Consider the following 25,743-nt stretch of genomic DNA (forward strand, 5'->3'; position numbering starts at 1 on the left):
GTCTAATTCTGAGTAATCACTTGGCCTCTGATTTTACGTAATAGTCGTAGGTGATTTTCCAGGTGAATTCCTGCCCCGGTTCAGCTTTTATGCGAACATAAGGTTCTGGACAAACCACCGTGGCGATCGACCAGAAAGCCAGCTGTGCAATTGGCTGATCGCTGGTGATGTGCACACCCGCGCCAGTTTTACGGTTTTCAATTCGGATATCATAATCTTTAGACGTATCGCCAAAACCAGTTAAGTATGAATGTGTGCTTTCCCCTTTCGCGAGTTCCCGGAGATACGCAACTTGATTGTTACGTGTTTCGAATAGCGTTCCGAGCCCCCGGGCTTTGTCGTTCGTTTGTAAGGTAAACGGGAACGTAACGGAAACATCCGGTCCAGTCGGCTGATTGTCGATCATGTAAAAGTTGTGATCGTAAACGGTCGTTTCAATCGGTTTTCGCCCTGTATTCTTCAGCGAATGTTCCAATACCAACGTTGGTTTCCCAGGTAGCAATCTCAACGTTTTTCGATACAGGTACGAATAGCCCGCGGCATTGGTCAGTTCATGGGTAAATTCAACCGCGTCTTTTCCAGGCTTTACTGTCCACTTTCCTAAATTTACAGTAGGATAGGACGTAGCAAACCGATACGGAGCATCGGCTGTTTTACGTAGTGAGCCAACACCGATTTTAAGAAAGTCTTCGCCTATTTTGGCTTGCTCATACCCAATCGGCGTAAATTCTTCGACGGGACCACTGATGGCATCGTGCAGTTTAGGGTCGTATTTGTCGAACCATTGCCCAAAGTAACTGTGTCCGTTATACGTAAGGCTGGCTATCACGCCTGACCAGTCGAAGCGCACGCCCTGATAGTACCCCTGCGTTGAATCTGGGAGGTAGATCTTCGCTTGAATTACTCCATTCGAAATGTCCGTTTGCGGAAACGGGGGTAACAGAACGGCACTGATCATGCCAGCCAGCACAACCAAAACAATAATTGCCTGCTTCATAAGCGTTGATTCTATGTAGATTTATGTTGTGGTGTCGGGTTCTCAAACCCGACACCACAACACTACAGGTTATTAATACCCCGGATTTTGCTTGATATTCACGTTCGAAGTAATCTCATTGATTGGAATTGGCTGTGCATAGTCGGTAGGTTCCCATTGAATCGCGCCCCCCCGAACTCGCTGGTAGTAAGCGGCTTCCTTATCGCCAATTTTCCATCGACAGACGTCGAACCACCAGTGACCTTCCCCAAACAATTCCGCCCATCGCTCGTATTTAAGCGGGTCATTTTTCAGAATATTGTCAGGGGCACTGGTCTGATCATTCAGGGTTTTGTAATCTACTGCCGAGGGCGTATTGACAGCATAACCATACGCTCGCCGTCGGACTTTATTGACGTACTCCAGTGCAGTTGCATTATCGCCCGTTTTCGTCAGGGTTTCGGCGTAGAGCAGGTAAACGTCGGCCAGTCGTAGCCAAAGGATATTGCTGCCATTCGCCATATTTACCTCGCCTTCTGCACCGCCCAGATAGAGATATTTCCGGAAACTCCAGGCTTCCATATCAATCTCCGAAATGTCGAGGTAGTGCGAAATCGGCTTTTTAACCCCGCTGACAATCATCGAATCAACGTAAGGTTGCAGGCAGGCCACCCACAAACGCGGATCAACCGTTTTGTTAGTCCGGGCGGTCACCGAACGCGTAATGTACGACTTATCGACATTTGCTACGTTGGCCGTAGCGGTTCCTGCTGGGAAATAGTGCCCCAGATTAAAACCAAAACGGGCTATATTTTTGGCGTGCGGAAAGACATTCGACCAGGCCGAAGCAGCCTGTGCGCCGTTGGTACCGACATACGTTGGCGCAATTACCATACCGATGCTGGACCCCATCGATAGATCGGACGTACCACGATAGGTCATGTCAACATTCAGGTTGAGTTCGACTAAGGATTCGGAGTTAAACTCATTCTGCCCGTTGAACATGTCTTTATACGTATTAAACGGAACCAGCGACTTGCCACTATTCGTTACAACATCGCCCAGGTACGTTTTTGCGTTCGTCCAGTCCTGCGTATACACGTACACCTTCCCTAAGAATGCCTTAACGCCCCACTCGCCCATTTTATACTTGTCGGTTGCGCCGGTCCAGCTTTTTCCTTTCAGCAAGGTTTCAGCGGCTTTCAGATCACTAATGATAAAATCCCAGCTTTGCTTGACCGTACTACGTGACACCTGCGTTTCGGGTAGACTGGTCGACGTTTTTGTGATCAGTGGCACGCCCATTTTATCGCCACCCTGCCCATCGATCAGAAAGCTTTCGCCCCACAACGTAGTGAGGTAGAAATAATACCAGGCCCGCAGATACAGCGCCTGGCCTTTAATCAGACTAATAGCAGCCGCATCGGAAGCCGCAGCATTAGGGCCATACGTATCAATCGTTGCCAGCAGTGTATTCGCCCGCTGTACGCCCCGCCACAAATCCTGCCAGGTTCCCCGTAAGAAATCGTCGTTTACCTGCGAATTGTTCTGCGCCAGTTGAATCCAGGTTGTGGTTCCCTGCCAGCTTAAATCCGTTGTATGGTCCCACAGATACGTATTTTTGGCGAGCATGTTATGCCCGAAGATGCTGGGTGCATGCTGGGTTGCGTAAACACCTGCCAGGAGCTGTTCCAGATCAGACACCGAACTCGGGTAACTGCTTGTCGAAATTGCACCCGGATTGTCTACATTAACGAAATCCTCCTTACACGATGCCAGACTCAGTAGTGCGGCAAAGAGAGCGAGTTGAAATAGTATTTTCATGATCAATTAGCGTCTTTAGTTCACGTAGTAAGTGAAGGATTATTAAAAATTTACGTCGATACCCGCGGAAACAAGCGAGGTGCGCGGATAAGAATAAATCGTGTCGATGCCGCGCCCGGTGGTAGCCGCGTTCGAACCGCTGCTACGTCCCAGTACTTCCGGGTCAAGCCCCGAATACTTCGTGAACGTTAGTAAATTTTGCCCCTGCACGTACACCCGAATCCCTGACATCTTCCATTGTTTCAGCAACGAAGCCGGAAGCGTGTAGCCGATCTGAACGTTACGTAATTTAAGAAACGAGCCACTTTCAACCGCGTAATCCGAGATTCGGGTATAGTTGGCATTTGGGTCGCGGACGTAGTTGCCAGACGCGTCCGTATAACCTATCCGGGGCAGGTTGGTGAGACCATTGCCATTGAAGAACGACGTATTGAAAATGTCCCGGGTTGTGTTATAGTCGCCAACGAAAATCGACGTATAGTAACGGTTTGCGTTGAACACATCTACCCCGGCGATTCCCTGAAATAAGGCCGAAAAATCCAGCCCCTTCCAGGCCAGGTTCAACGTAATGCCGTACGTCATTTTCGGCCAGGGGTTGCCAATAAAGGTTTTATCGGCTGAAGTAATCCGACCATCTCCATTTATGTCCTGAAACCTAAGATCGCCCGCTCCCGTTGCAGCCGCCTGGTAATACACGCCGGTGGTGGTGCCGCCCGCTGCAGCGGCTGCTTCCTGCGCCCGTTTGTTTAAGGTCGCTACGTCGGCATCACTTTGGAAAATGCCATCTGTTTTGTAGCCATAAAACTGCCCGAGCGGCTGACCAGCCTGCGTGCGCGACACGACACTCTCCAGGTAATCGCCAGCCGGGCCGTCGTTGATCGGATTGTTGTTCGTACCATCTAATTTCTTCACCAGGTTGGCGTTAAAGGCGGCATTGCCCGAGATTCCATAGGTGAACTCCCCGGCTTTGCCCCGATAATCCACGGCGATCTCCAGGCCTTTATTGCTCATCTGTCCAATGTTCGTGTATACGTTGGAGCTACCAAAACCGCCGGACATGGGAACGGGAACCTGGTAAATCATATCATTGGTCTGACGACTATACCAATCGACGGTGATGTTCAGCGCGTTTCTCAACAAACCAACATCCAGACCGATATCCGTTTGAAGTACCGACTCCCACTTGATGTCCTGGTTGGCTAATTGAGCGGTCAACGAATACCCTTTCTGACGCGACCCGTCGGGAAGCCCCATGCTGGTAATCGCATTCGTTCCGCCGTATGAATTTTGATACGTATATTGAGGAATGCTGCTGGTGCTTCCCAGTTTTCCGTAGCTAGCCCGAAGTTTGAGGTTAGATACGTAGCTCAGGTTATCCTGGATAAAGGCTTCTTCATTCAGTTTCCAACCAATGGAAGCCGACGGGAAAACGCCGAATTTATTAGCTGGGCCGAAGCGGTCGGAGCCGTCCCGACGAACCGTTGCCGTTATCAGATACTTATTGGCATAGGTATAATTGACCCGTCCGAATTGAGAAAGCAACCGGACCTGCGGAAATTCGCCACCACTGGTTACGTAACTACTGGGGTTAGCTGTCAAACCCAGGTTGTACGTTACATAGGGAAAGCTTTGGGCCTCACCGTGTAAGGAACTCAGGTCGGATTTATACGCTTCGTAACCGGCCAGCACTTTGAATTCATTCAGGCCAATGGTGCGCCCATACGTCAGAACAAAGTTGGCGGTGAAGTTCCGCTGGTTATTGATATCGCGGCTCAGAAAGGCATTCTTGTTGGCGACCGTGCCGTAGTCATACGCTTCCGTGAATCTGTAATTCTTTACGTTATAGATCGATGCCCCAAACGTAGAACGGAGATTGAGACCTTTTACAATTTCCCAATCGGCATACAGATTACCCTCCAGCGCATATTGTTCATTCAGCGTATGGTTCTGGTATTCCTGACCGACAAGATTTGGCCCGGTAAAGAAAGTACCCGTCTTGGCCCACCCACCGAGCGGATTTGTTGCGTCATAGATGGGGACAACCGGTGCCGACCGGAACGGGAACGTACTCGTCACGACCGGATTGTTTCCCGTTTTCCAGGCATACAGCGTTTCGCCTACTTTCAGTTTATTGTTGATTTTAAAATCAGCATTCGAGCGAATCCCATAGCGGTCAAACCAGTTGTCGATCAACGTACCGCCTTCGCGCTGATAATTGGCCGATAAGTAGTAATTGGTTTTGGTTGTGGCTCCCGATAAGGATAGAGAATAACTCTGGTCGGAGCCGTTCATATACAGATCTTTTACCCAGTCGTTATCGGGTAACGTATTGGGGTCGCCCCATCCGCTCGTACTGACACCGAACGCTTTCTTGGCGGTAATGTAGTCGGGGGTGTTCAGCAGCTTAAACAGATTCCGGGGTTGGCGCACGCCGTAATACGCATTAAAATTGATTTTCATGCGATCCGTACCGGAACCACGCTTGGTCGTAACCAAAACAACCCCACCGGCCGCCTGTGCGCCGTAAATGGAAGCCGCACTGGCATCTTTCAGAATCTCAATGGATTCGACATCCTGTAAGTTGAAGTTGTTGCCCGCCGACATCCGAATCCCATCCACAATATACAGCGGAGACATGCCTCCAATCGAACCCACTCCACGAATAACAATATCCGAACTGGCGCCCGGCGATCCATCGTTACGGGTCACCTGGACCCCGGCGGCACGTCCCTGCAAGGCTTCGTTAATGCTTCGAACGGGCAGGCTTTTTACGTCTTCGGCTTTCACCGAAGAGATCGATCCGGTCAGATCCGACCGTTTCTGCGTACCATAGCCGACAACGACGATCTCACTTAAGTTTTTTGTATCGGTGGCAAGCCGGACATTCACGGTCGATTGATTCCCTACAGTAACTTCCTGTGATAAGTAGCCAACGAAGCTGAAGACCAATACGTCATCACCAGTGAGCAAGGTCAGTCGAAACTGTCCGGTTGCATCCGTCGTGGTTCCGCGCTGAGTTCCTTTCACCAGGACACTAACGCCCGGCAAACCGTTTCCGGCTTCATCGGCGACCGTACCGGATAGGGAGCGATCAGTTACCGCAGCCTCATTGGCCAGCTCCGTCTCACTGAGTGATTTGAAGGCTGTTGGCTCCTGGTTCAGAATAATCTGTCGGCCTTTTACGTAATAGGTAACGGCAAGCGGCTCCAGGAGCTTATCCAGCACTTCGCCCAAACGCAGATCTGTGGCATTCAGCGAAATGCGATTATTCAATTGCACAAGGGCAGACCGATAGGCAAACCGTACGTCGGCCTGGCGCCCCAACTGGTGCAAAACGGCTTTCATGGTCATATTCTCCGCGCGTAGCGTAACGCGCTGGTCCATAACTTGCTGCGCTTCAACTGGTCGGGCCGTTGCCAGACCGGCGATCAAAGCTGCCAGGAGTAACTGATAGACAGTAAATTTCATAAGGCTACGCAACAGGCTAAGCGGTTGTCGAAGTTCTTTCATACTTTTGCTTGTTTTTTGTCTGTTTGAATTTAAGAATGGGCAAGCAACCCCCTGCCTCATCTTGGATGAGGGTTTCGATATGGGTGCTTTTCAAGTCAGTGATGCCGGAATCATCACTGGCTTTTTTTATTTATAGACACTTATTTTTCCATAGGCGGGGCGTGTAGTTTATGGGTTTAGAAGTATACACATTGCTTATTGACAGCCTTTACTGGTAATGACTACTTGCCCATCGAGTACCTCATAGGTTGCACCAATGGTCTGGCATACTACGTCGAGTTGCTCCAGCATGCTTTCGTTTCTAAACGTAAGATTCACCAGGCAAGCTGATAGGTCTTTTTCGTTATAATGTATTTTTACGCCGTAGGTATGTTCAATAGCGGAGAAGACTCTGGCAACCGGGGCATCGTCAAAATTCTGTTCCTGAATCGCACTGGAAGGCGTCAGCGCCACCGGTTTTTCAACCAGCGCCTTCATCAGCCGATTGTCTTCCAGATTCAAGGTGATCTGCTGATTGGGTGTTAGAATAACGCCCTGAATCCGGCGGCTACCCGAGCGCTGTGCTGTTTCGAAATCCTGCTGTTTATACACTGAAACACGCCCGGTTCTTACGGTTACAGTGATCGATTTTTCGCTTTCAAAGGCCCGTACCAAGAAGCTGGTACCCAGTACTTTGGTAACCATCTGGCTGGCATAAATCAAAAAAGGCTGGGCCGGATTTTTCACTACGTCGAAGAAGGCTTCTCCATTCAGATAAACCGTTCTGGTTGCACCCGTAAATTTTCTGGGGTAACTCAGTCGGCTTTTGGGTCGTAAGGTTACGAGACTGCCATCACCCAGTAAGATCGTAGCATCTTCATGACTGGTATTGATTTTTTCCTGAAGCGGGATTGGGGCTGATTTGGTTAACTGAGCGTAGGAAGGCGACTGCGCTTTGTGACCGACGTTGACGTATTGCCAAACACCCACACCAACCGTAATGACAAGGACAGCGGCCGCAGCCCAACGCCCCCAGGACAATCGCTGAAAGAGGGAAACGACTGGTGTACTGGGTTCTGCATCCCGTCGTTCGACAGCCCGTTCCATCAACTGTTGTAATTCGCTGGCAATTCGGTCGTCGGTAGCCTTATCGCGGTAATATTCGTCCAGGGCGCGAACGAGCTCCTGGGCCTGACGGACTACATCGACCCGATCCGAATTCTGAATCAACCACTGCTCCCAGAATTCCGTTGCCGTTGGAGACGTACCAGTTGTCCATTGGCGAAAGGACTCGTCGAGCAGAAAATCGTCAGCTGTGTAGGTTCTATAGTCCATGTCGGAGCCAGCAGCATGTTGTTTTCTTCTATAGTGCTGTTTTTCCAGGGACAATACTCAAAAAATATGAAAAATATTTTCGCCTAGAGTACAATTACGGCCCGCGGGCTACTTCGACCAGAGTAGCAGCAGCAGCGACATGAGCAGATCGGGCGACCAGTGGCTACGGAGTTCTTTAAATGTTCGATGAAGCAGATTGGCAACACTTTGCCGTTCCATTCCCATAATCTGGGCAATCTCGTAATTCTCTAAATTTTGGTAAAACCGCAGATACAGCACTTCCTGCTGACGTTTGGTTAGTGTAGACATTAATTGATGAAGCAAGCGCGTTTGCTCGGCATGCACCTCATTGTCAATAATTTCTTCTTCAACCGAAGCGGAAAAAAGCCCGTTGATCGATTTGGATTCATCAATCGTAACCGTTGTGCGATGAGATTGGGCCTTTAATAACTTATACCGAAGGGCCTTAAGCAAATAAGCTCTTACAAAAACAGCATCGCCAATTTTGTCCCGCCGGTCCCACAACTCCAGAAACATATCCTGAATGGTGTCCCAGACCAATTCAGAGTCTGAGGTCATCTGTAAGCCATAATTGTATAGACTAGGATAGTGTCCACGAGCTAATTCTCCCAAAGCCCGTTCATCCCCGGTTTTGAAGCGCTGCCATAGCTCTTGATGAGCCAGTTGTCTGTAATCAGTTGACATTAACGTTCGCAGGAACAAAGATCACACTCTATGCTACCTAAAGACGTTATCTATCCAATTATATTGATTTACTAACGGATTTGTTTTATTGAGTAGCTACTCTATATTACCCTAAGCTATTTCACAACAAGGGTCCGATGGTATTGCCGTCAGGATGTTGTTGAATCACGTGACGAACATCAGCCAACTTAATGACAACGCAGCCAGCAGGCGTAGTCACTGCCCAGGCATTCCTAATCGAGAAAGGTAGATTTTGCCAGCACATTTTCAGGTACCAGAAAGCCACGCTAAAGTCTGACAGGCGCGGCTTTTTGGCAAATTGATTATTTCGGGATTCTTCACTGGTCAAGAGACTAATTGAAAAGCAGGATGGAGTTGTCTGGTATGCCTATTTTTTTTCTGCTCGTGCCACATTCGTTCCAGACTATACGTATATCTTACTAAGTGAAAATCCCCAGTGACAAATAGAATGAATAGAAGAATCCTCTCTGTAATAGGCATATTACTAACATTTATTTTGATTTCCCTGTCGTGTAAGACAACCGAAGTGGAAACGAATACGCCGAGTATTATTGCGCTCAATTGTTCGGCTGCCACATTTTCGGCTACGGCAACCAGCGGAGCCTCGTATACCGCTAAAGCCAGTGTACCTTATACGGGCGGAAATGGCATGGTATATGCCGAAGGAACGGCGGTTACTCCATCAGGAGTAACGGGCTTAACTGCAACCTTATCGGCAGGAACTCTGTCCAATGGAAACGGTACGGCCAGTTTCGCCATTACCGGTACGCCAGCATCGGCAGGAACAGCCAGTTTTTCAATAAGTTTGGGTGGGCAAGCCTGTGCGTTGGCGTTGCCCGTAGCTGTTTCTAAAGCCAGTATGTCAACCTTGGTCTGTACGGCTGCTCCAGCAAATGGAACAATCGGCGTTACTTATTCGGGGACAGCCACGATGGCCTACACGGGTGGAAATGGTGGAACGTATGATTTGTCAACGGCCACCTCAACGGGTGTTGAAGGGCTGACGGCAACCGTAGCGGCAGGAACACTCGCCAATGGTTCTGGTACCTTAGTTTATACGATTTCGGGCACACCCACTTCAGCGGGCACGGCTACCTTTGCGCTAAGCCTGGGCGGTCAAAGCTGCACGGTGACGGTAACCATCGCTGCTTCAGGAACGGCCACGGCGGCCAAAGATACCGTTGTGATTGTGTATGGAGGTACAACGGCCAGTGTCAGTAATGCGTTTCAGGACGCGGGCGTAAGTGTGGCAGTGAGTGGCGCAGATGTAACGGTAACGTCGACAAACACGACCAAAGAAATTGTCTATGCCCTATCAGGGATATCCCCCAAAGGTAGTTTCAAGATTTATAGTCAATACAAGTACAATATCACCCTGAAAGGGCTGAGCCTGACCAACAGCGCCGGGCCTGCCATCAATAGCCAGTCAAGTAAGAAAGGGACCATTAATGTGGTGAACGGTACAACCAATACATTAGTCGATGGGGTTACCTACACCACAAGCACAGAGGATCAAAAGGGCACTTTTTTTAGCGAAGGCCAACTCAGTTTTATGGGAGCCGGAACGCTGAACGTAACCGGAAATAATAAGCATGGCATCGTATCCGACGATTACATCTATGTGAGTGAAGCAACGATCAATGTAAAATCGGCAGCAAAAGATGGTATCCACGCCAGTGATTATTTTGCGATGGATAACGGAACGGTTACGGTTACGGCATCGGACGATGGAATTGAGGCTGAAGAAGGGTACATAGCCCTAAATGGAGGGGCATTAACGGTCAATAGTGTCGATGATGGCATCACGGCATCATATGAAGGCACAGACGCCACCATTACGCCTTATGTTTTAATCAAAGGAGGAACTATAAACGTAGCGACTACGGGCGATAAGGGAAATGCCATCAAGAGCGAAGGCTACACAACAATCACCACCAATAACCCTGTTACGTTAGCTGTTAGTGGAAAAGGAGCTAAAGGCATCAAGACAACTGGCGACTTTACCCTCAATGCAGGCACAATAAAGATCACCACTTCAGGGGCTGCCTATTACGTAACTGCCGATGCGGATATTGCGGCTCCGGCGGGTATCAATTGTGATAAAAATTTAGCCATTAAAGGCGGTACGTTAACCATCACGAGTACAGGAGCCGGTGGGAAAGGCATCACCGTTGATGGCACAGCTACGATTAGTGGAGGTAACACCACGATTTCGGCCACCGGTGCCAAATACACCTACAGCAGTGCGCTAACCAGTGAAGCGAAAGGCTTTAAAAGTGATGGTGATTTTACGATGACCAATGGCGAACTGAACATAGCTGCTACCGATGATGGACTAAAGTCAGAAAAATCCATTACGATAAGCAATGGAACGCTTAACGTAACAAAATCGTATGAAGGTCTGGAAGCGCCAACGATTACCATTGCCGGTGGTGTTTCGAATATAACCGCTACCAATGATGGCATTAATTGTTCTTACGGAACGGTTTCTGGCGGCACCGAATCAAACGACGGGAGCAACCTGTTCATCAATGGAGGTATAGTCATCGTAACGGGAAGCGATGCGATCGACAGCAATGGAAACATTACCATAAAAGGTGGAACGACCATTGTCTGTGGGCCAACTAACCAGCCGGAAGAAGGGATTGACTATAACGGTACGTTCCTGGTGAACGGCGGAACGTTAATCTCTGCGGGCTCCAATGCGAACATGACCAAAGCCATGGCGAGCACGTCCACCCAGGTTGGGATGTATCTGAAGTCGAGTACCCAACTGGCTACAACCTCAATCCTGCATATAGAAAACGCTTCCGGAACAGAAATGGTAACGTTTAAACCTAAGAATGCGGTCTATTATTTCCATTTCTCTACACCAAATTTAGCCAAAGGCACGCAGTATAAAATCTATTTTGGTGGAAGTTATACCGGTGGAAGTTTTGTCGGCGGCTCGTCAGGATGGGGGCTATACACGGGTGGCACCTATTCCAATTCAGGCGCAACTTTAAAAGCGAGCCCGACAACATCGGCTACAAGTACGGTTAATACACTATCTCTCTGAACCAGATTGGTGTAAAAGCAAAAACCGGCACAAGTTTTATTTGTGCCGGTTTTTTAGTGATGAACGATGTGTTGTATGGGTACGCTCCTACCCAATCAGGGGAAGGTTTTCTGTAGCCAAACAAAACCTTACCAAACGGTTATTCTTTCCTTTTCGGGTTTGTACATTTTATCGCCTGGTTGCACATTAAAGGCCTTGTAAAAAGGAGTGAAGTTCATCAGCGGGCCATTCACACGCCATTTGGCCGGTGAGTGTGGATTGGTGTTTACATACATGCCCATATACGCATCCCTGGTTTTTACCCGCCATATCCGGGCTATCGAGATGAAGAACCGTTGATCGGGGGTAAAGCCATCCAGTTTCGTCGTGTCTTTGCCAAGCGTGGCCCGGCCTTGTTCGGTCAATTTAAAGGCGTCATAAGCAATGGCAACCCCGGCAATGTCGGCGGTGTTTTCTCCCACGGTTAAGGCCCCTTTTACATGCACTGAGTCCAGCACGGTAAACGAACTGTATTGGTCAATCACCTGCTGGGTTCTCGCTTTGAACTTGGCATAGTCCGCTTTGGTCCACCAGTTTGTTACGTTGCCGACTTTATCATATTGGGCGCCCTGATCGTCAAACGAGTGCGTGATTTCGTGACCAATCACCATGCCGATGCCGCCGTAGTTCAGCGCATCATCGGCATTCACATCGAAATAAGGAGCTTGCAGGATGCCAGCCGGGAAAACAATTTCATTCAGCGGAGGATTGTTGTAAGCCGTTACCGTAGGCGGTGTCGTATGCCATTCCGTTCTATCGACCCGCTGGCCAACTTTAGCCAGACTGTAGAGGTAATCATTTTTATTTGTCGCCAGCCGGTTTTCAAAGTAAGCATCTCGTTTCACGGCCACTGTCGAGTAATCTCGCCATTTATCGGGATAACCAATTTTCTGATTGAAAGCGTACAATTTTTCTTTCGCCTTTGTCTTGGTGGAATCACTCATCCAATCCAGGCGGTTAATACGTGCTTCAAATGCTTTTTTGAGGTTGTCTACCAGGGCCGCTATCCGTTTCCGGGCCGCTTCTGGAAAATACTTCTTCACATATAACTGGGCCAGTGCATCGCCAAGCGAGCCATCAACCGCTTGCGTCATTTCTTCAGCCCTTGTTTTCTTGACCGCTTGTCCGGTCAGGATTTTGGCATAGGCAAAAGACGCATCCACAAACGGCTGGCTTAAGAAATTCGCATAGTTGGTCAGCGCATGAGCTTTTAAATAGACTTTCCAATCATCGATGGAGACCGATGTTAACAACGTATTCAGCTTGTCATAATAAGCCGGTTGCCCTACGTTGATCGAATCCACTTGTAAGCCTAAGTCGTTTAGCAAGGTTGTCCAGCTTAGAGTAGGGTGTTTTTTTGACAACTCAGCGACCGCCAGTTTATTGTAGTTTGCCTTTACATCCCTGCGTTCAATATTGGTTCGATGGGCAAGAGCCAATTGTTTTTCCAGGTCATAGACAACGGTTGCGTTTTTCTCAGCCGCCGTGGGCTCCGTCCCGATCAACTCAAACAGGCGGGTGAGATAGTTTCGGTAAGCTTGTTGAATTGATCGAGTTGACGAATCGGTCTTGACATAATAATCTCGTTCCGGCAGGCCAATTCCGGTTTGACTAAATTGAGCAATATTGATCGTGCTCTGTTTATTATCAGGACCAACATAAAAACCAATGATGGACCGATCACCTGCTTTTTGTTCTTCAGTCACTACGTTCAACAACGAAGGGACATCCTTCACGGCATCGATGCGGGCGAGGAGGGGCTTGATGGGTTCATAACCGCGTTTATTAATCGCGACTGTATCCATGCCTGATGCATAAAAATCGCCTACCTTTTGCTCGATGCTCCCCGCTGAATTCCGACTTGTCGAAACGCTGTCCAGAATCGCTTGCAGCCGTATACGTTGGGGATAATTCAAAAACGAGTAAGAACCTACGCCGGTTTGACTGGGTGGGATCTGGGCGGTATCATTCCAAATGCCGTTAGCGTACGTAAAAAAATCATCCCCGGGTTTTTTAGATGCGTCTATTCCCGTTATGATTACGCGTTTTGTGGTTGGCATAGAAACTCGATGACAGGCTCCTGCCAACAACAGCATCAGCGAGAAATACATTAATCGTTGCATAGTTTGTAATGAATAGAGATTAGTCAATGTTCACCAACAATTCATATCAAAAATGAATCAATCTAAATTAATCTGAAAAGGTAGAGCGGCAATAAACAGGTTTAGAACGGTCACGAATGGTTCCTGCTTCGAAGGCACGACCAAAGCTAGTCAATAAGCGCGCACGATTGCTGTTTAAAGGACGGTTTCAAGGGTAGGATCAGCGTTTATTGGTCATTTCGTTTTCCATCGGGTTGGTCATGGCTGGCCGTGCTGACCAAATTGAGCATGACACCGGAATACAGCCCGTCGACGGATGATATTGATGAAGTCGTGAGCGACCGCTGTGTTACCGTTCAATCGGGCTTCAGCTTCGGCCGCAATCAGGAACGCGTCGGCATAGCGATAATCCGGCCTATTATTGCTCTTCCTGTCTATTCAAACGTACTGCCGAATTTACATCTATCATAATTCACAGAAATTATTTAAAAAAAGTGGCAATAAGAGCAAGGGTATGTTCGGGAAAAATACTCTTATAGGTAAACCCGCTCTCTGCTTGTTGCATGAACCATTCGGCTCCTTTTGAGAATGAATCCGACGCTGGTCGACGCCAATGGTTGCGGCCTGGTGATCCTAATGCGAATACATCCCAGCCTACCTTCGTCGATTCGGAGATATTTATCCGACAAACGTTTGAAACCGATTGCCGAAAGGGATATGAGTTACTATTTAAGCGGTATTACCAGCCTCTTTGCAATCATGCTGTTCGCTTTGTGTATGCCAAAGAGGTTGCCGAAGATCTGGTCATCGAGGTATTCAGTCAGTTCTGGCAAAAACAGCTACAGCACGCAGTCACTACGTCTTATCGAGCGTATCTATTTACCATGGTACGGCATGCTGCCTTTGCGCATTTGCGAAAAGAATTCGGTCGGGAAATTCCAACCGAAGATTTCTCCGAACTGGTTTCAGATACGGTCCCAAGCACTCCCCAACAGGAATTACAATTCAATGAGTTGTATCTTAAAATAGAGCAGGTCATTCGGTTGCTGCCGCCCCAGAGTCAGAAAGTGTTTCTTATGAGCCGGTTCGAGGGGAAAAAGAACGTAACGATTGCGGAGGAACTGCAAATTTCCGTGAAAACGGTGGAAGGCCATATCACCAAGGTATTGTCGATTCTGCGGCAGGCACTGCGGGAATACGGATTGATAACCTGGCTGATTGGTTTCGGTTTCTGGGTACTCGAGCAAGGGGTAAACAGACTTTTTTCACTCGTATAGGTAACAGCCCGCTCCACGTATGAAACCGCTTCTATCGAAACAAACGATCTGGAACTTCTTCGAAGGAAAAACTACGCCCTTGCAAAATACGCTTATTCAGGAGTGGTTGCTGGAGTCAGCCAATCTGGAACTGTATTTTCAGTGGCTGGAAGACTGGGAACGAGAGAATCCTCAGTTTACACCAAATGTTGATCAGGCCTACATGCGCTCGCTTCAGCTAGCGGGTAGCGCCGTCGATACGGCCCCCGAAACGCCTGTTCGTTCCCTGGGTAACCGAATTCAGCTTTATCCATGGGCCGCTGCTGCCTGTTTGCTATTGACGCTTGGCATGTATTTGGGACGCGATCTGTGGCTATACAAACGCTACGAAACCGGATATGGCGAAATTCGAACCATTCGATTACCCGATAACAGCCGGGTGAGCCTGAATGCACACTCAAGCCTGACTGTGCCGAGGTTTGGCTTTGGCAGTGGTAGCCGTGAGGTTCAGTTATCGGGTGAAGCGGAGTTTGCCATCCAGCATTTACCGGGCAATCAACGATTCATTGTTCGCACACCGGATCAGCTCGAAGTGCAGGTATTGGGTACCGAATTCATTGTATACAGCCGTGAGCGCGGTTCCAAGGTGGTGTTGAGTCAGGGTAAGGTTCAGCTACGTTCGCTGACCGACCTGACGGCCCAGCCCGTTGTTATGGTACCCGGCGATGTCGCTACGTTGTCCATGAAAGGGCAGCTCACACTACGTCACCAACAACCTTTATCAACCCATCAGGCCTGGAAGCATCATCGGTTTATGTTTGAAAACACACCCGTATCGGAAATCGCCTACCAGATAAGCGAACAGTTCGGCGTCAACGTTGTCGTTTCTGATTCTGCCCTGGGCCGACGAACGCTGGGCGGAACGTTTCAGGCTAAAACCGCCAGCGATGTATTACACGTAATAGCGGATATACTGAATGCCCAGATTACCCGGACAAGTCAACCTGATCAATCTGTAGAAACGTTTGTACTAACCCCAATTCATTAGCTGATTCCTTAACCCTTTCCTTACATGACCCGATCCTTACGAATTCTCGTTTTAGTGGCGGGAATAACGGGATATCTATTGGATATTCCGCCCCTGCAAGCTCAGTTGCTGGCCCAAAATCGCGTTAAAAATGTTGGCCACAATACCTCGTCGTCAGGCAACCTTACACTACGTGAAGCGCTGATGCAGGTAAAAAAACAGTATAGTATCGATATTCTTTTCGAAGAAAAATTACTGGAAGGAATTTCAGTAGCGCCCAGTCAGATTCAAACCAGCCAATCCCTCGAACGTAATCTGGCTAATCTGCTTCAGCCGGTTGGGCTGCGGTATAAAAAAGTCAGCAAGGTTACCTACGTAATCCTGATGGCCCGCACAGAATTGAAAACAAGCTATCAGGAGACCCAGGACGTACCCACATTACTTATGTCACCACAACCGATGGTGAATTTGCTCCAGCCCTTATCGGTGCAGACCAGCAACCAGGTCCAGGCTGTTGAAAAGGTAATCAATGGTGTCGTTACAAGTGAAACGGGGGAAGTGCTGCCGGGTGTAAGTGTGGTTGTTAAAAGTTCGACGCGAGGTACCACAACTGATGCCGATGGTCGATACCGGCTCAACGTGCCGGACAATACCGCTACGTTGGTTTTTTCGTTCGTAGGCTATCAGAATCAGGAAGTAGAAATTGGCAATCGAACCACGGTCGATGTTCGGCTGCTTCCCGATCAGAAAACGCTGAACGAAGTGGTGGTCGTTGGGTATGGTACGCAGAAACGGGAACAGATTACCAGTGCCATCGCCAGCGTAAAAGCGGAGGATTTTGTGAAAGGTCCGGTTCAGGATGCCGCTCAGCTAATTCGTGGGAAGGTAGCTGGCCTGAGCGTTATTACGCCCGACGGTAATCCAACGTCGACCGCTCAGATTTCGCTACGGGGAAACGCGACCATCAACGCGAGTTCTGCGCCCCTGATTCTGATCGATGGCGTGCCGGGGGCGCTAAATACCGTAGCGCCGGAGGACATCGAATCCATTGATGTTCTGAAGGATGGTTCGGCAGCGGCCATTTATGGAACGCGCGGGACCAATGGGGTCATTCTGATTACAACCCGAAAAGTAAAAGGCGAAACCCCGCCGACCATCGAGATAAATTCGTACGTCACGACCCAGCGCATAACCCGTCAGCTCAGTTTTATGAATGCCGATCAGTATCGTCAGCTGGTAAGTCAGCAAAAACCGGGCGCTACGGATTACGGCAACAACACCAACTGGCTCAACGAAGTAACGCAAAAGCCACTGTCGCAGGTGCACAACGTCAGCCTACGGGGCGGCTCCCGGACAACCAACTACATCATGAGTCTGGAATACCGCAACCTGAATGGCGTGATGAAAAAATCGGACAACTCTTTTTTGTATCCCCGCATTGAGGTGAACCATACCATGTTCAATGGGCTGCTGAAACTCAATGCCAACCTAAGTGGCTATCAGCAAAAATATTTTTCCGTTGACGGTGGTACGTATTCGGGGTTGGTTTACCGAAATGCACTAACGTTTAACCCGACAGAGGCAATCCAGGATGCCAATGGTAACTGGACGGAACGCACCGATAAAACCGACTACATGAATCCGCTGGCACTCATCGAAGAAGCGCGGGGCGAAAATCGCAACAATAACCTTCGTACGTACGGGACCATTTCACTGGCTCCCATCGAAGGGCTGGAAGTCAAGGCATTGTTCGCGCGGGACATGTATAACAGTACACGTGGCTATTACGAAACAAAGCGGCACTACTCAACGGCACGAAGTGGCCGAAACGGATTTGCCTCGCGCGGTACGACCCGGACGCAGGATGATTTGTTTGAATTGACGGCCAATTACAACAAGACCATTAAGGACCACAACTTCGTGCTATTGGGCGGGCACACCTGGCGTCGTTACAACACCGAAGAATACTGGATGCAGAACTGGGATTTCCCGACTGATAACTTTTCGTATAACAACATCGGGGCAGGACTGGCGCTGAAGAGAGGACAAGCTCCCGAAAGTTCGTCGCAAGCGGAAAATAAGCTGATCAGTTACTTTTTTCGGGTGAACTACAGCTACATGAACAAATACCTGTTGATGGCCAGTATCCGCCATGAAGGGTCTTCCCGTTTTGGGGCTAATCATAAATGGGGTGACTTCCCGGCTGTTTCGGTGGGATGGAATTTGCAGAAAGAGTCGTTTCTGCAAAACGCCAGAGCTTTGTCAACGCTTAAATTACGGGCAGGTTTTGGCGTGACCGGAACCGAGCCTGGCAGTTCCTATCTGTCGCTGAACCGTATCAACTTTAATACGTATGCACTCATTAATGGCCAGTGGATACAAGCCATCAATCCATCGAACAACGCAAACCCGGATTTACGCTGGGAACGGAAAGAAGAAATTAACCTGGGCGTCGACTATGGCTTTTTAAATGACCGAGTTTCGGGATCGATTGATTTGTATCAGCGAACCACCCGCGATCTGATAGCGAATTTTCCGGTAGCGACCCCACCCTATTTGTACAATACCATTACGGCGAACGCAGCTTCGATGCAGAACAAAGGTCTGGAGGTGCAACTGAACGTAGTGCCGGTCCAGACGACGTCGTTCCGTTGGTCTACATCGGTCAACTTCTCGACCAACGCCAACAAAATCCTGTCCTTATCGAATGACCGATTCGCGCTGGCCAGTGGGTATTTCGATACCGGCAATACGGGCGAACCGATTCAGCAGACAACGCACCGTGTGCAGGTAGGCCAGCCCATCGGAAATTTCTATGGATTTAAAACCGTCGACATTGACGAAGCAGGCCGCTGGATTATCGAAGGGAAAGATGGTCAACCCAAGCCCATTGCTCAGCAACAGGCTGACGATAAGAAGATTATCGGTAATGGCTTGCCCAAGCGGTATCTGAACTGGAACAACACCGTTACGTATAAAAACTTCGACCTGAACGTAACGATGCGGGGTGCATTTGGCTTCCAGATTCTGAACATGACGGAAATGTTCTGGAGCGCTCCCGTGATGCTGACGCGTGGCAACCTACGTACCAACGCATACGATCCGATTTATGGTAAACGCCCACTTGCCGATGATCAGTCGCTGAATTACGTTAGTTATTACCTCGAAAATGGGAATTACTGGAAAATTGACAACGTAACGCTCGGCTACAATCTGAACCTGAAAAACAAGTACATAAAACGGGGTCGGGTTTATCTGTCAACCGCTAATTTGTATACGATCACTGGCTATAAAGGAATCGATCCTGAAGTGAGTATCGGCAGTGCAGAACCAGGGCAGGGGCTGGCACCGGGCATAGACGATAAAAACCGCTATCCTGCCACCACCAGCTACACCGCCGGAGCCATGCTGACCTTTTAATGCTACGGCTATATCACACTCGATTGGCAAACGTATTTCCTAACATCCGCTAACATGAAATTCATAAAACCATACCTCTTTACGGTTTCGCTGATGGCATTCACCCTGAGTGCCTGCAATAACGATCTCGAAGAGAAAATCTATTCCGAAGTCACGGAAGAATCCTACGCCTACACCGATGCGTATAAGGCGATGAGCATTGTATACGCCAATATGCGGGGTCTTATAAACCACACGAATTACTACATGGCCCAGGAATCGACGGCCGACGGGATCGTGATGCCGGCTAACGCATCGGGCTGGGACGATGGCGGTATTTATAAACGAATGCATTTGCACACCTGGAACTCCGAAAATCCACAGATGAACAACATGTGGAATAGTTTTTATGCGGGGGTTATTAACGCCAACCGGATTATTGATCAGATCAACAGCGGAAAAGTTACACCACCCACCGGGGTTACCAAAGAGGCTCTGGTATCGGAAGTACGTGCCGCGCGGGCGTTCTTTTACTGGATGCTCTGTGATAACTTCGGCGATGTTCCACTGATTGCTGATCGGTCTGACGAACTGAAGGGAAAAACGGCGCGGAAAGATATTTATCAGTTTATCGTGAAAGAGCTTACAGAAGCCATTCCGACTTTGAGCGAGGACCGGAATCAGTTGATGTATGGACGGTTTAACAAATGGGCCGCTAAAACACTGCTGGCCAACGTATACCTGAATGCTGAAGTGTATACGGGCGAAGCCAAATGGCAGGAGTGCCTCACCCAGTGCAACGACGTCGTTGCTTCGGGCAAGTATCAGCTCGAGACGTCCCTTCGGGCGCCGTTTGTCACTAACAATCAGAATTCGCCGGAGATTGTGTTTGCCATTCCATTCGACGAAAATCAGGCTGGCGGATTTAACGTGGAAATGTTTTCCTGGCATGCGTCGCTGAAAGCCAAGTTTGGTATGCTGGATACGCCTTGGGGGGCAGGTTCAGCCAAAGGTGTTCCGCAATTCATTGATACGTACGATCCGGCCGACGGGCGGCTAGCTTCTACCTGGATGATTGGCCCACAGTTTTCAGCCGACGGCGTTACGCCACTAAAAGGTTCGTACGATCAGGCGGGCAAGAACATTGTGCTAACGAAAGAAATCCCCGACGGGCTTTACACCGGAGAAGCGGAAGGCTACCGAATGAATAAATTTGAGGTGAAGCAGGGTGCATTGGCCAGTCTGAGCACTGACTTTCCATTTTTTCGTTATTCGCAGGTCCTGATGATGCAGGCAGAATGCCTGTTACGTACCGGAAAAGGCACGGATGCTGCTGCCATCATTACGCAGGTACGTACCCGCGCCTTCACGGCCACGCCAGCCAAAGCAACGGTTACCGCTGCGGATCTCGAAAAAAACAGCAGCTATCAATACGGCTATGTTGAAAATTACAAAGTGGTTGATCCGGGTAACACGACGACTGTCAAATATGGCCGTATGCTGGACGAACTGGGCTGGGAATTTGCTTGGGAAGGGTTTCGACGGCGGGATATGATTCGCTTTGGCATCTATACAAACAAAAGCTGGCTTTCTCACAAACCGAATGGCAATCACCGTGCTGTATTTCCGCTCCCTCAGATTGCGATTAATTCCAACCCGAAGCTGGTCCAAAATCCGGCTTATCAATAAGGTGAAATGGCTGATTGCCAGTAGTCTTTTTCTTTTTGGTCTGGATTCGTTCGGTCAGTTGAAAACCCCGGCCGCTACTGTGTCAGCTGAAATGATGCAGACCATTTTTGACGAGGTAAAAACACCTTTCAAATATGGGATTGTGCTGCCACAACCCGATTCAGGACGGATGGTGGATAGCCCGACCATCTTTCGGAACGAGAATCACTGGTACATGAGCTACATCATTTTTGACGGGAAGGGCTACGAAACCTGGCTGGCAAAAAGTGATGATCTGCTGAAATGGACTACGCTGGGCAAGCTGATGTCATTTACGGAAACCGGTTGGGATGCTACGCAGAAAGCCGGGTACGTAGCGTTGGTCGAGACGGACTGGGGTGGCACATACAAAGCCGAAAAATACCAGGGGCGCTACTGGCTGTCGTACCTGGGTGGTTCCGAGAAAGGGTACGAAGCGGGCCGACTGGGTGTCGGTATGGCAACGACGAACGACCTGACCCAACCGGTCGAAACAAAACGTCTGCCCCAGCCGGTTCTGTCGGCGGTTGATCCCGATGCGCGCTGGTACGATGACAAAACCATTTACAAAAGCCTGATTATTCGGGACAAAGTCAGGAAAACAGGCTACCCGTTTGTGATGTATTACAATGCCAAGGGGACCAAACCCGATACGAACGGCAACGGCTTCGAAACCATCGCGATGGCCGTTTCAACCGATATGACGCACTGGAAACGCTACGGCCAGCAACCGTTGATTACCCGGCAGACGGGCATTTGTGGGGATGCACAAATCACAAAAATCGGCGATCTCTACGTCATGTTTTACTTTGGAGCCTTCTGGAAACCCGGTGCTTTCGAGCGGTTTGCCTGCTCGTATGACCTTGTCAACTGGACCGATTGGCAAGGCGACGACCTGATCGCTCCATCCGAACCGTTCGACAAAACCTATGCGCACAAACCCTGGGTCATTAAGTGGAACGGTGTGGTGTATCATTTCTACAATGCCGTTGGTACGAAAGGGCGGGTAATTGCCCTGGCAACCTCCAAAGATTTGGGGAAGAGCCAACTTAATGACTAGCGAAAACGCAATGATGCCAAAACGACTGACTGTTTGTTGCTTTTTGTTGTGCTGTCAATGTCTGGGCGGACTGGTTTGGGCACAGGATTTTATCCTGAAACCCGATACGTTCAAACCGTACGTAACGGCCTTTAATCACGCCGATGAGGAATTGTATAAGCAATTGATTCCCAATGCAAAATCCTGGGATTTTCTTTCGAAAAACATTCCCTTGTTCGAGTGCCCGGATAAGCAACTCGAGCAGACGTATTACTTCCGCTGGTGGACGTATCGAAAGCACCTGAAACAGACGCCGGCGGGCTACATTGTTACCGAGTTTTTGCCGGATGTTTCCTGGGCTGGAAAATACAATTCCATAAACTGTCCGGCGGGGCATCATTTTTACGAGGGACGCTGGCTACGCGACACTGCGTATCTGAAACAGTACGCTCGTTTCTGGTTTCGGTCGGGAGCAAGCCCGCGTTCGTACAGTTCCTGGGCGGCTAATGCGATCAGTTCATTCGCTAAAGTTCAGCCCGATACTACGTTTCTAATCAACTTATTACCTGACTTGCTGAACGATTTTCAGGAGTGGGAAAAGATGCGGCTGGATTCGACGGGTATGTTCTGGCAAACCGACAATCGCGACGGTATGGAAGTTTCTGTTTCCGGGGCGCTGGGCCAAAAAAATCAGGGGTACCGGGCTACGATCAACAGTTATATGTTCGGAAATGCGCAGGCGTTGGTCACCATTGCGCGTATGGCAGGTAATAAAGCCGTTGCGGACGAGTATACGAAAAAAGCGGCCATGATTCGCCAGCAGATTCTGGGTAAGTTGTGGGACGACAACGCTAAATTCTTTAAAGTCATTCCGCGCGGAACCGGTACGTTGACCCGCGCCGATGTTCGGGAGCTACATGGATTTACACCCTGGTATTTTTCTATTCCCGACGAAAAACAGGCCATCGCCTGGGCGCAGCTGTTTGATGAACAGGGATTCTGGGCACCGTACGGACCGACCACGACGGAACAGCGGCATCCGGGTTTCCAGATTGCCTACGAAGGGCATGAATGCCAGTGGAATGGCCCAAGCTGGCCGTTTTCGACCGCTATAACCCTCACATCTTTGGCTAATCTGCTGAACGATTACAAACAGAACGTAGTGGACAAGCGCGATTACTGGAGATTGCTACTCACGTATAGCCGTTCGCAACAACGCCTGTTGCCGAACGGAGATCGGGTACCGTGGATCGATGAAAACCTGAATCCCTACACGGGCGACTGGATCTCGCGTACCCGGTTATCGACGATGGAAACGGGTACCTGGTCTGAAAAAAAGGGCGGTCGGGAACGTGGCAAGGACTATAATCATTCGTCGTTTTGCGATCATATTATTTCCGGCCTTGTGGGCATACGTCCGCAACACGGTAATCAACTCGTTATCAATCCGCTTCTGCCTGATAATACCTGGGACTATTTCTGCCTGGATCGAGTACCGTATCATGGAAAAACGCTGACCATTCTGTACGACAAAACCGGAAAGAAATACGGAAAAGGAATCGGACTTCGCGTGTTTGTGAATGGTATAGAAAAGGCTTCTTCTGCTTCTTTACAACGAGTTACCATCGCTATTTGAGTAATTGGCAACCAATCAAGTCCGTATACCTGCATGAAAATCAACGTTACGTTTCACCTTCTTTTGGCAAGCTTTGCCCTGACGGCAGTTGGGCAGGTAAAAACGACTAAAGTCCAGCCGGTAACCTACGCGGGCAGCCGGGCGCCGTTACGGCCAAATCCGTATATCGAACTGCCGCTGGGTGCCATTAAACCGCAGGGCTGGCTGAAGGAAATGCTGATCCGCCAGAAGAATGGGGCAACCGGCAAGCTGGACGAGTTGTATCCGCTGGTGATGAATAACCGGAACGGCTGGTTAGGGGGCGATGGCGATCAGTGGGAGCGGGGACCGTACTGGATTGATGGTCTTTTGCCACTCGCTTACATTCTGGATGATCAGGGATTGATCGCTAAAACCAAACCCTGGGTGGAATGGGCTCTTAACAGCCAGCAACCCGACGGTTATTTCGGGCCATCCAAAGACTACGGTCCCGAGCCGGGTATTCAGCGCGATAACAGCCGCGACTGGTGGCCCAAAATGGTCATGCTCAAGATCCTGAAGCAATACTATTCGGCAACCGGCGATCAGCGGGTGATCAAGCTGATGACGAACTATTTTAAGTATCAGTTGAATGAGCTTCATAAGAAACCGCTGGATCACTGGACTTTCTGGGCGCGTTACCGGGGTGGCGATAACCTGATGGTGGTGTACTGGCTGTATAACCTTACGGGCGACAAATTTTTGCTGGACCTGGGCGATCTGATTCACAAACAGACGTTTGATTACACGAATGGGTTTCTGAGTACGGATATGCTGACAAAGCCCGGTAGCATCCATTGCGTCAATCTGGCGCAGGGAATCAAAGAGCCGCTCATTTATTATCAGCATCACCCGGATCAGAAATACCTGAACGCTACTAAAAAAGGCTTTGCGGACATTCGTAAATACAATGGCATGGCACATGGTCTGTACGGGGGCGACGAAGCGTTGCATGGCAACAACCCAACGCAGGGCTCGGAACTGTGCTCGGCGGTTGAGATGATGTTCTCGCTGGAAAGTATCCTTGAAATCACCGGTGACGTAGCCTATGCCGACCAGCTCGAAAAAGTAGCCTTCAATGCCTTGCCGACGCAGGTATCGGACGATTTTATGACCCGTCAGTATTTCCAGCAGGCGAACCAGGTGATGGCGACCCGGCACACGCGTAATTTCGACGTTAACCACCACGGTACCGATCTTTGTTTTGGCTTGCTATCCGGCTATCCATGCTGTACGTCGAACATGCACCAGGGCTGGCCTAAATTTGTGCAGAACCTATGGTACGCAACCGCCGACAAAGGCATTGCGGCCCTGGCCTATTCGCCTAGTGAAGCGAAAATGTCACTGGGAAATGGGCTCGACGTAGCGGTAAAGGAAGAGACAGGCTATCCATTTGAAGAAACGATTCGCTTTACGATAAGTCCGTCGAAAACCGCCAGTTTCCCATTCCATCTTCGTATGCCTGCCTGGTGTAAAAAAGGTACGGTGAAAATCAATGGAAAAGTCTGGAAGGAAGAGGTCGGAAATCAGGTGGTAAAGATTACTCGTGAATGGAAATCGGGCGATGTTGTGGAGCTTGAACTACCCATGCATATTTTCAAAAACAACTGGTACGAAAATTCCATGTCGGTGGAGCGGGGCCCTATTACGTATGCGCTGAAAGTTGGCGATAAAATAACACCCGTTAAAAACGACAAAGACCCGATTGAGTACGGCGCTACGTATAACGAACTACACCCCACAACCCCCTGGAATTACGCCCTGATTCAGGTGCCGGAAAACAAACTGGACGATCAATATAAAATAGAAAAAGTAAAGCCGGTTTCTGATTTTCCGTGGAATCCCGACAATGCGCCGTTGCAAATCAAAACCAAAGGTCGGCGCATTCCGTCATGGGGGATTTACAATGAAATGACTGGACCGATTCCGTACAGTCTGACGTATCAGCTTGAGACAGCTAACGAGCTGGAAGACATTACGTTGATTCCGTATGGTTGTACCAATCTGCGTATTTCACAGTTCCCGGTTGTCCGGAAGTAACAGTTCAAGACGCATTCTCATGCCAAGCCATCCGATGATAAAAAGCATAAAACGTTCAGCCTGCGCGATTGC

16 protein-coding genes are annotated in these 25,743 nt (G+C 49.3%); 8 read left to right on the forward strand and 8 right to left on the reverse strand.

The genetic code is table 11. The features are described 5' to 3' along the window. Positions 1–16 precede the first annotated feature (16 nt). From IC230_RS09060 to IC230_RS09085, 6 genes are all read right to left on the reverse strand, one after another. Complete coding sequence (locus IC230_RS09060; protein ID WP_223860527.1) at positions 17–997, reverse strand: hypothetical protein; 981 nt, start codon at positions 995–997, stop codon at positions 17–19. 72 nt (positions 998–1,069) lie between these two features. After that, on the reverse strand, positions 1,070–2,800 hold the full coding sequence (locus IC230_RS09065; protein WP_191038681.1) for a RagB/SusD family nutrient uptake outer membrane protein: 1,731 nt from the start codon (positions 2,798–2,800) through the stop codon (positions 1,070–1,072). A gap of 42 nt (positions 2,801–2,842) precedes the next feature. Next, positions 2,843–6,310: a TonB-dependent receptor gene (locus IC230_RS09070; RefSeq protein WP_191038682.1), complete on the reverse strand. Its 3,468-nt coding sequence runs from the start codon at positions 6,308–6,310 to the stop codon at positions 2,843–2,845. 195 nt (positions 6,311–6,505) lie between these two features. Beyond that, the gene (locus tag IC230_RS09075) at positions 6,506–7,624 is read right to left on the reverse strand and encodes a FecR family protein (RefSeq protein WP_191038683.1); all 1,119 of its coding nucleotides are present in this window, start codon (positions 7,622–7,624) and stop codon (positions 6,506–6,508) included. Positions 7,625–7,732: 108 nt separating this feature from the next. Further along, entirely contained in the window at positions 7,733–8,329 is a 597-nt protein-coding gene (locus IC230_RS09080; protein WP_191038684.1) for an RNA polymerase sigma factor, read from the reverse strand. A 121-nt stretch (positions 8,330–8,450) separates the two neighbouring features. Continuing rightward, positions 8,451–8,678, reverse strand: coding sequence for a hypothetical protein (locus IC230_RS09085; protein ID WP_191038685.1), 228 nt, complete (start codon positions 8,676–8,678; stop codon positions 8,451–8,453). A 198-nt stretch (positions 8,679–8,876) separates the two neighbouring features. On the opposite strand from IC230_RS09085, the gene IC230_RS09090 reads away from it, so the two are divergent. Further along, positions 8,877–11,408 (forward strand): carbohydrate-binding domain-containing protein, encoded by a 2,532-nt coding sequence (locus IC230_RS09090; RefSeq protein ID WP_191038686.1) that lies wholly within the window; start codon positions 8,877–8,879, stop codon positions 11,406–11,408. 128 nt (positions 11,409–11,536) lie between these two features. Here IC230_RS09090 and IC230_RS09095 read toward each other — a convergent pair whose 3' ends face one another. Then, the gene (locus IC230_RS09095) at positions 11,537–13,570 is read right to left on the reverse strand and encodes a M13 family metallopeptidase (protein ID WP_191038687.1); all 2,034 of its coding nucleotides are present in this window, start codon (positions 13,568–13,570) and stop codon (positions 11,537–11,539) included. A gap of 237 nt (positions 13,571–13,807) precedes the next feature. Continuing rightward, the gene (locus IC230_RS09100; RefSeq protein ID WP_191039280.1) at positions 13,808–13,987 is read right to left on the reverse strand and encodes a RagB/SusD family nutrient uptake outer membrane protein; all 180 of its coding nucleotides are present in this window, start codon (positions 13,985–13,987) and stop codon (positions 13,808–13,810) included. A 125-nt stretch (positions 13,988–14,112) separates the two neighbouring features. On the opposite strand from IC230_RS09100, the gene IC230_RS09105 reads away from it, so the two are divergent. The 7 genes from IC230_RS09105 to IC230_RS09135 are packed head-to-tail and all read left to right on the forward strand — an operon-like array spanning position 14,113 to position 25,671. Continuing rightward, a complete protein-coding gene (locus IC230_RS09105) occupies positions 14,113–14,826 on the forward strand; it encodes an RNA polymerase sigma-70 factor (RefSeq protein ID WP_191038688.1) in 714 nt (237 codons plus the stop codon). A gap of 19 nt (positions 14,827–14,845) precedes the next feature. Then, positions 14,846–15,853 (forward strand): FecR family protein, encoded by a 1,008-nt coding sequence (locus IC230_RS09110; protein WP_191038689.1) that lies wholly within the window; start codon positions 14,846–14,848, stop codon positions 15,851–15,853. A gap of 24 nt (positions 15,854–15,877) precedes the next feature. Continuing rightward, positions 15,878–19,252, forward strand: coding sequence for a SusC/RagA family TonB-linked outer membrane protein (locus IC230_RS09115; RefSeq protein WP_191038690.1), 3,375 nt, complete (start codon positions 15,878–15,880; stop codon positions 19,250–19,252). Between the two features lie 54 nt (positions 19,253–19,306). Next, positions 19,307–20,920: a RagB/SusD family nutrient uptake outer membrane protein gene (locus IC230_RS09120; RefSeq protein WP_191038691.1), complete on the forward strand. Its 1,614-nt coding sequence runs from the start codon at positions 19,307–19,309 to the stop codon at positions 20,918–20,920. Continuing rightward, positions 20,871–21,998, forward strand: coding sequence for a glycoside hydrolase family protein (locus IC230_RS09125; RefSeq protein ID WP_317171779.1), 1,128 nt, complete (start codon positions 20,871–20,873; stop codon positions 21,996–21,998). Before IC230_RS09120 ends, IC230_RS09125 begins: the two co-directional genes overlap by 50 nt. A 10-nt stretch (positions 21,999–22,008) precedes the next feature. Next, on the forward strand, positions 22,009–23,613 hold the full coding sequence (locus tag IC230_RS09130; RefSeq protein ID WP_223860529.1) for an MGH1-like glycoside hydrolase domain-containing protein: 1,605 nt from the start codon (positions 22,009–22,011) through the stop codon (positions 23,611–23,613). 33 nt (positions 23,614–23,646) lie between these two features. Then, positions 23,647–25,671, forward strand: a complete 2,025-nt coding sequence (locus IC230_RS09135; RefSeq protein ID WP_191038692.1) for a beta-L-arabinofuranosidase domain-containing protein — start codon at positions 23,647–23,649, stop codon at positions 25,669–25,671. The last annotated feature ends 72 nt before the right edge of the window (positions 25,672–25,743 follow it).

Origin of the sequence: Spirosoma validum, assembly GCF_014699035.1 — a bacterium.
Lineage (GTDB): Bacteria > Bacteroidota > Bacteroidia > Cytophagales > Spirosomataceae > Spirosoma > Spirosoma validum.

What these genes read in the sequence shown, in the direction of transcription:
- IC230_RS09060 (WP_223860527.1), bottom strand. Translation starts at nt 997, where the DNA reads ATGAAGCAGGCAATTATTGTTTTGGTTGTGCTGGCTGGCATGATCAGT.
- IC230_RS09065 (WP_191038681.1), bottom strand. Translation starts at nt 2,800, where the DNA reads ATGAAAATACTATTTCAACTCGCTCTCTTTGCCGCACTACTGAGTCTG.
- IC230_RS09070 (WP_191038682.1), bottom strand. Translation starts at nt 6,310, where the DNA reads ATGAAAGAACTTCGACAACCGCTTAGCCTGTTGCGTAGCCTTATGAAA.
- IC230_RS09075 (WP_191038683.1), bottom strand. Translation starts at nt 7,624, where the DNA reads ATGGACTATAGAACCTACACAGCTGACGATTTTCTGCTCGACGAGTCC.
- IC230_RS09080 (WP_191038684.1), bottom strand. Translation starts at nt 8,329, where the DNA reads ATGTCAACTGATTACAGACAACTGGCTCATCAAGAGCTATGGCAGCGC.
- IC230_RS09095 (WP_191038687.1), bottom strand. Translation starts at nt 13,570, where the DNA reads ATGCAACGATTAATGTATTTCTCGCTGATGCTGTTGTTGGCAGGAGCC.
- IC230_RS09105 (WP_191038688.1), top strand. Translation starts at nt 14,113, where the DNA reads ATGAACCATTCGGCTCCTTTTGAGAATGAATCCGACGCTGGTCGACGC.
- IC230_RS09110 (WP_191038689.1), top strand. Translation starts at nt 14,846, where the DNA reads ATGAAACCGCTTCTATCGAAACAAACGATCTGGAACTTCTTCGAAGGA.
- IC230_RS09115 (WP_191038690.1), top strand. Translation starts at nt 15,878, where the DNA reads ATGACCCGATCCTTACGAATTCTCGTTTTAGTGGCGGGAATAACGGGA.
- IC230_RS09120 (WP_191038691.1), top strand. Translation starts at nt 19,307, where the DNA reads ATGAAATTCATAAAACCATACCTCTTTACGGTTTCGCTGATGGCATTC.
- IC230_RS09130 (WP_223860529.1), top strand. Translation starts at nt 22,009, where the DNA reads ATGATGCCAAAACGACTGACTGTTTGTTGCTTTTTGTTGTGCTGTCAA.
- IC230_RS09135 (WP_191038692.1), top strand. Translation starts at nt 23,647, where the DNA reads ATGAAAATCAACGTTACGTTTCACCTTCTTTTGGCAAGCTTTGCCCTG.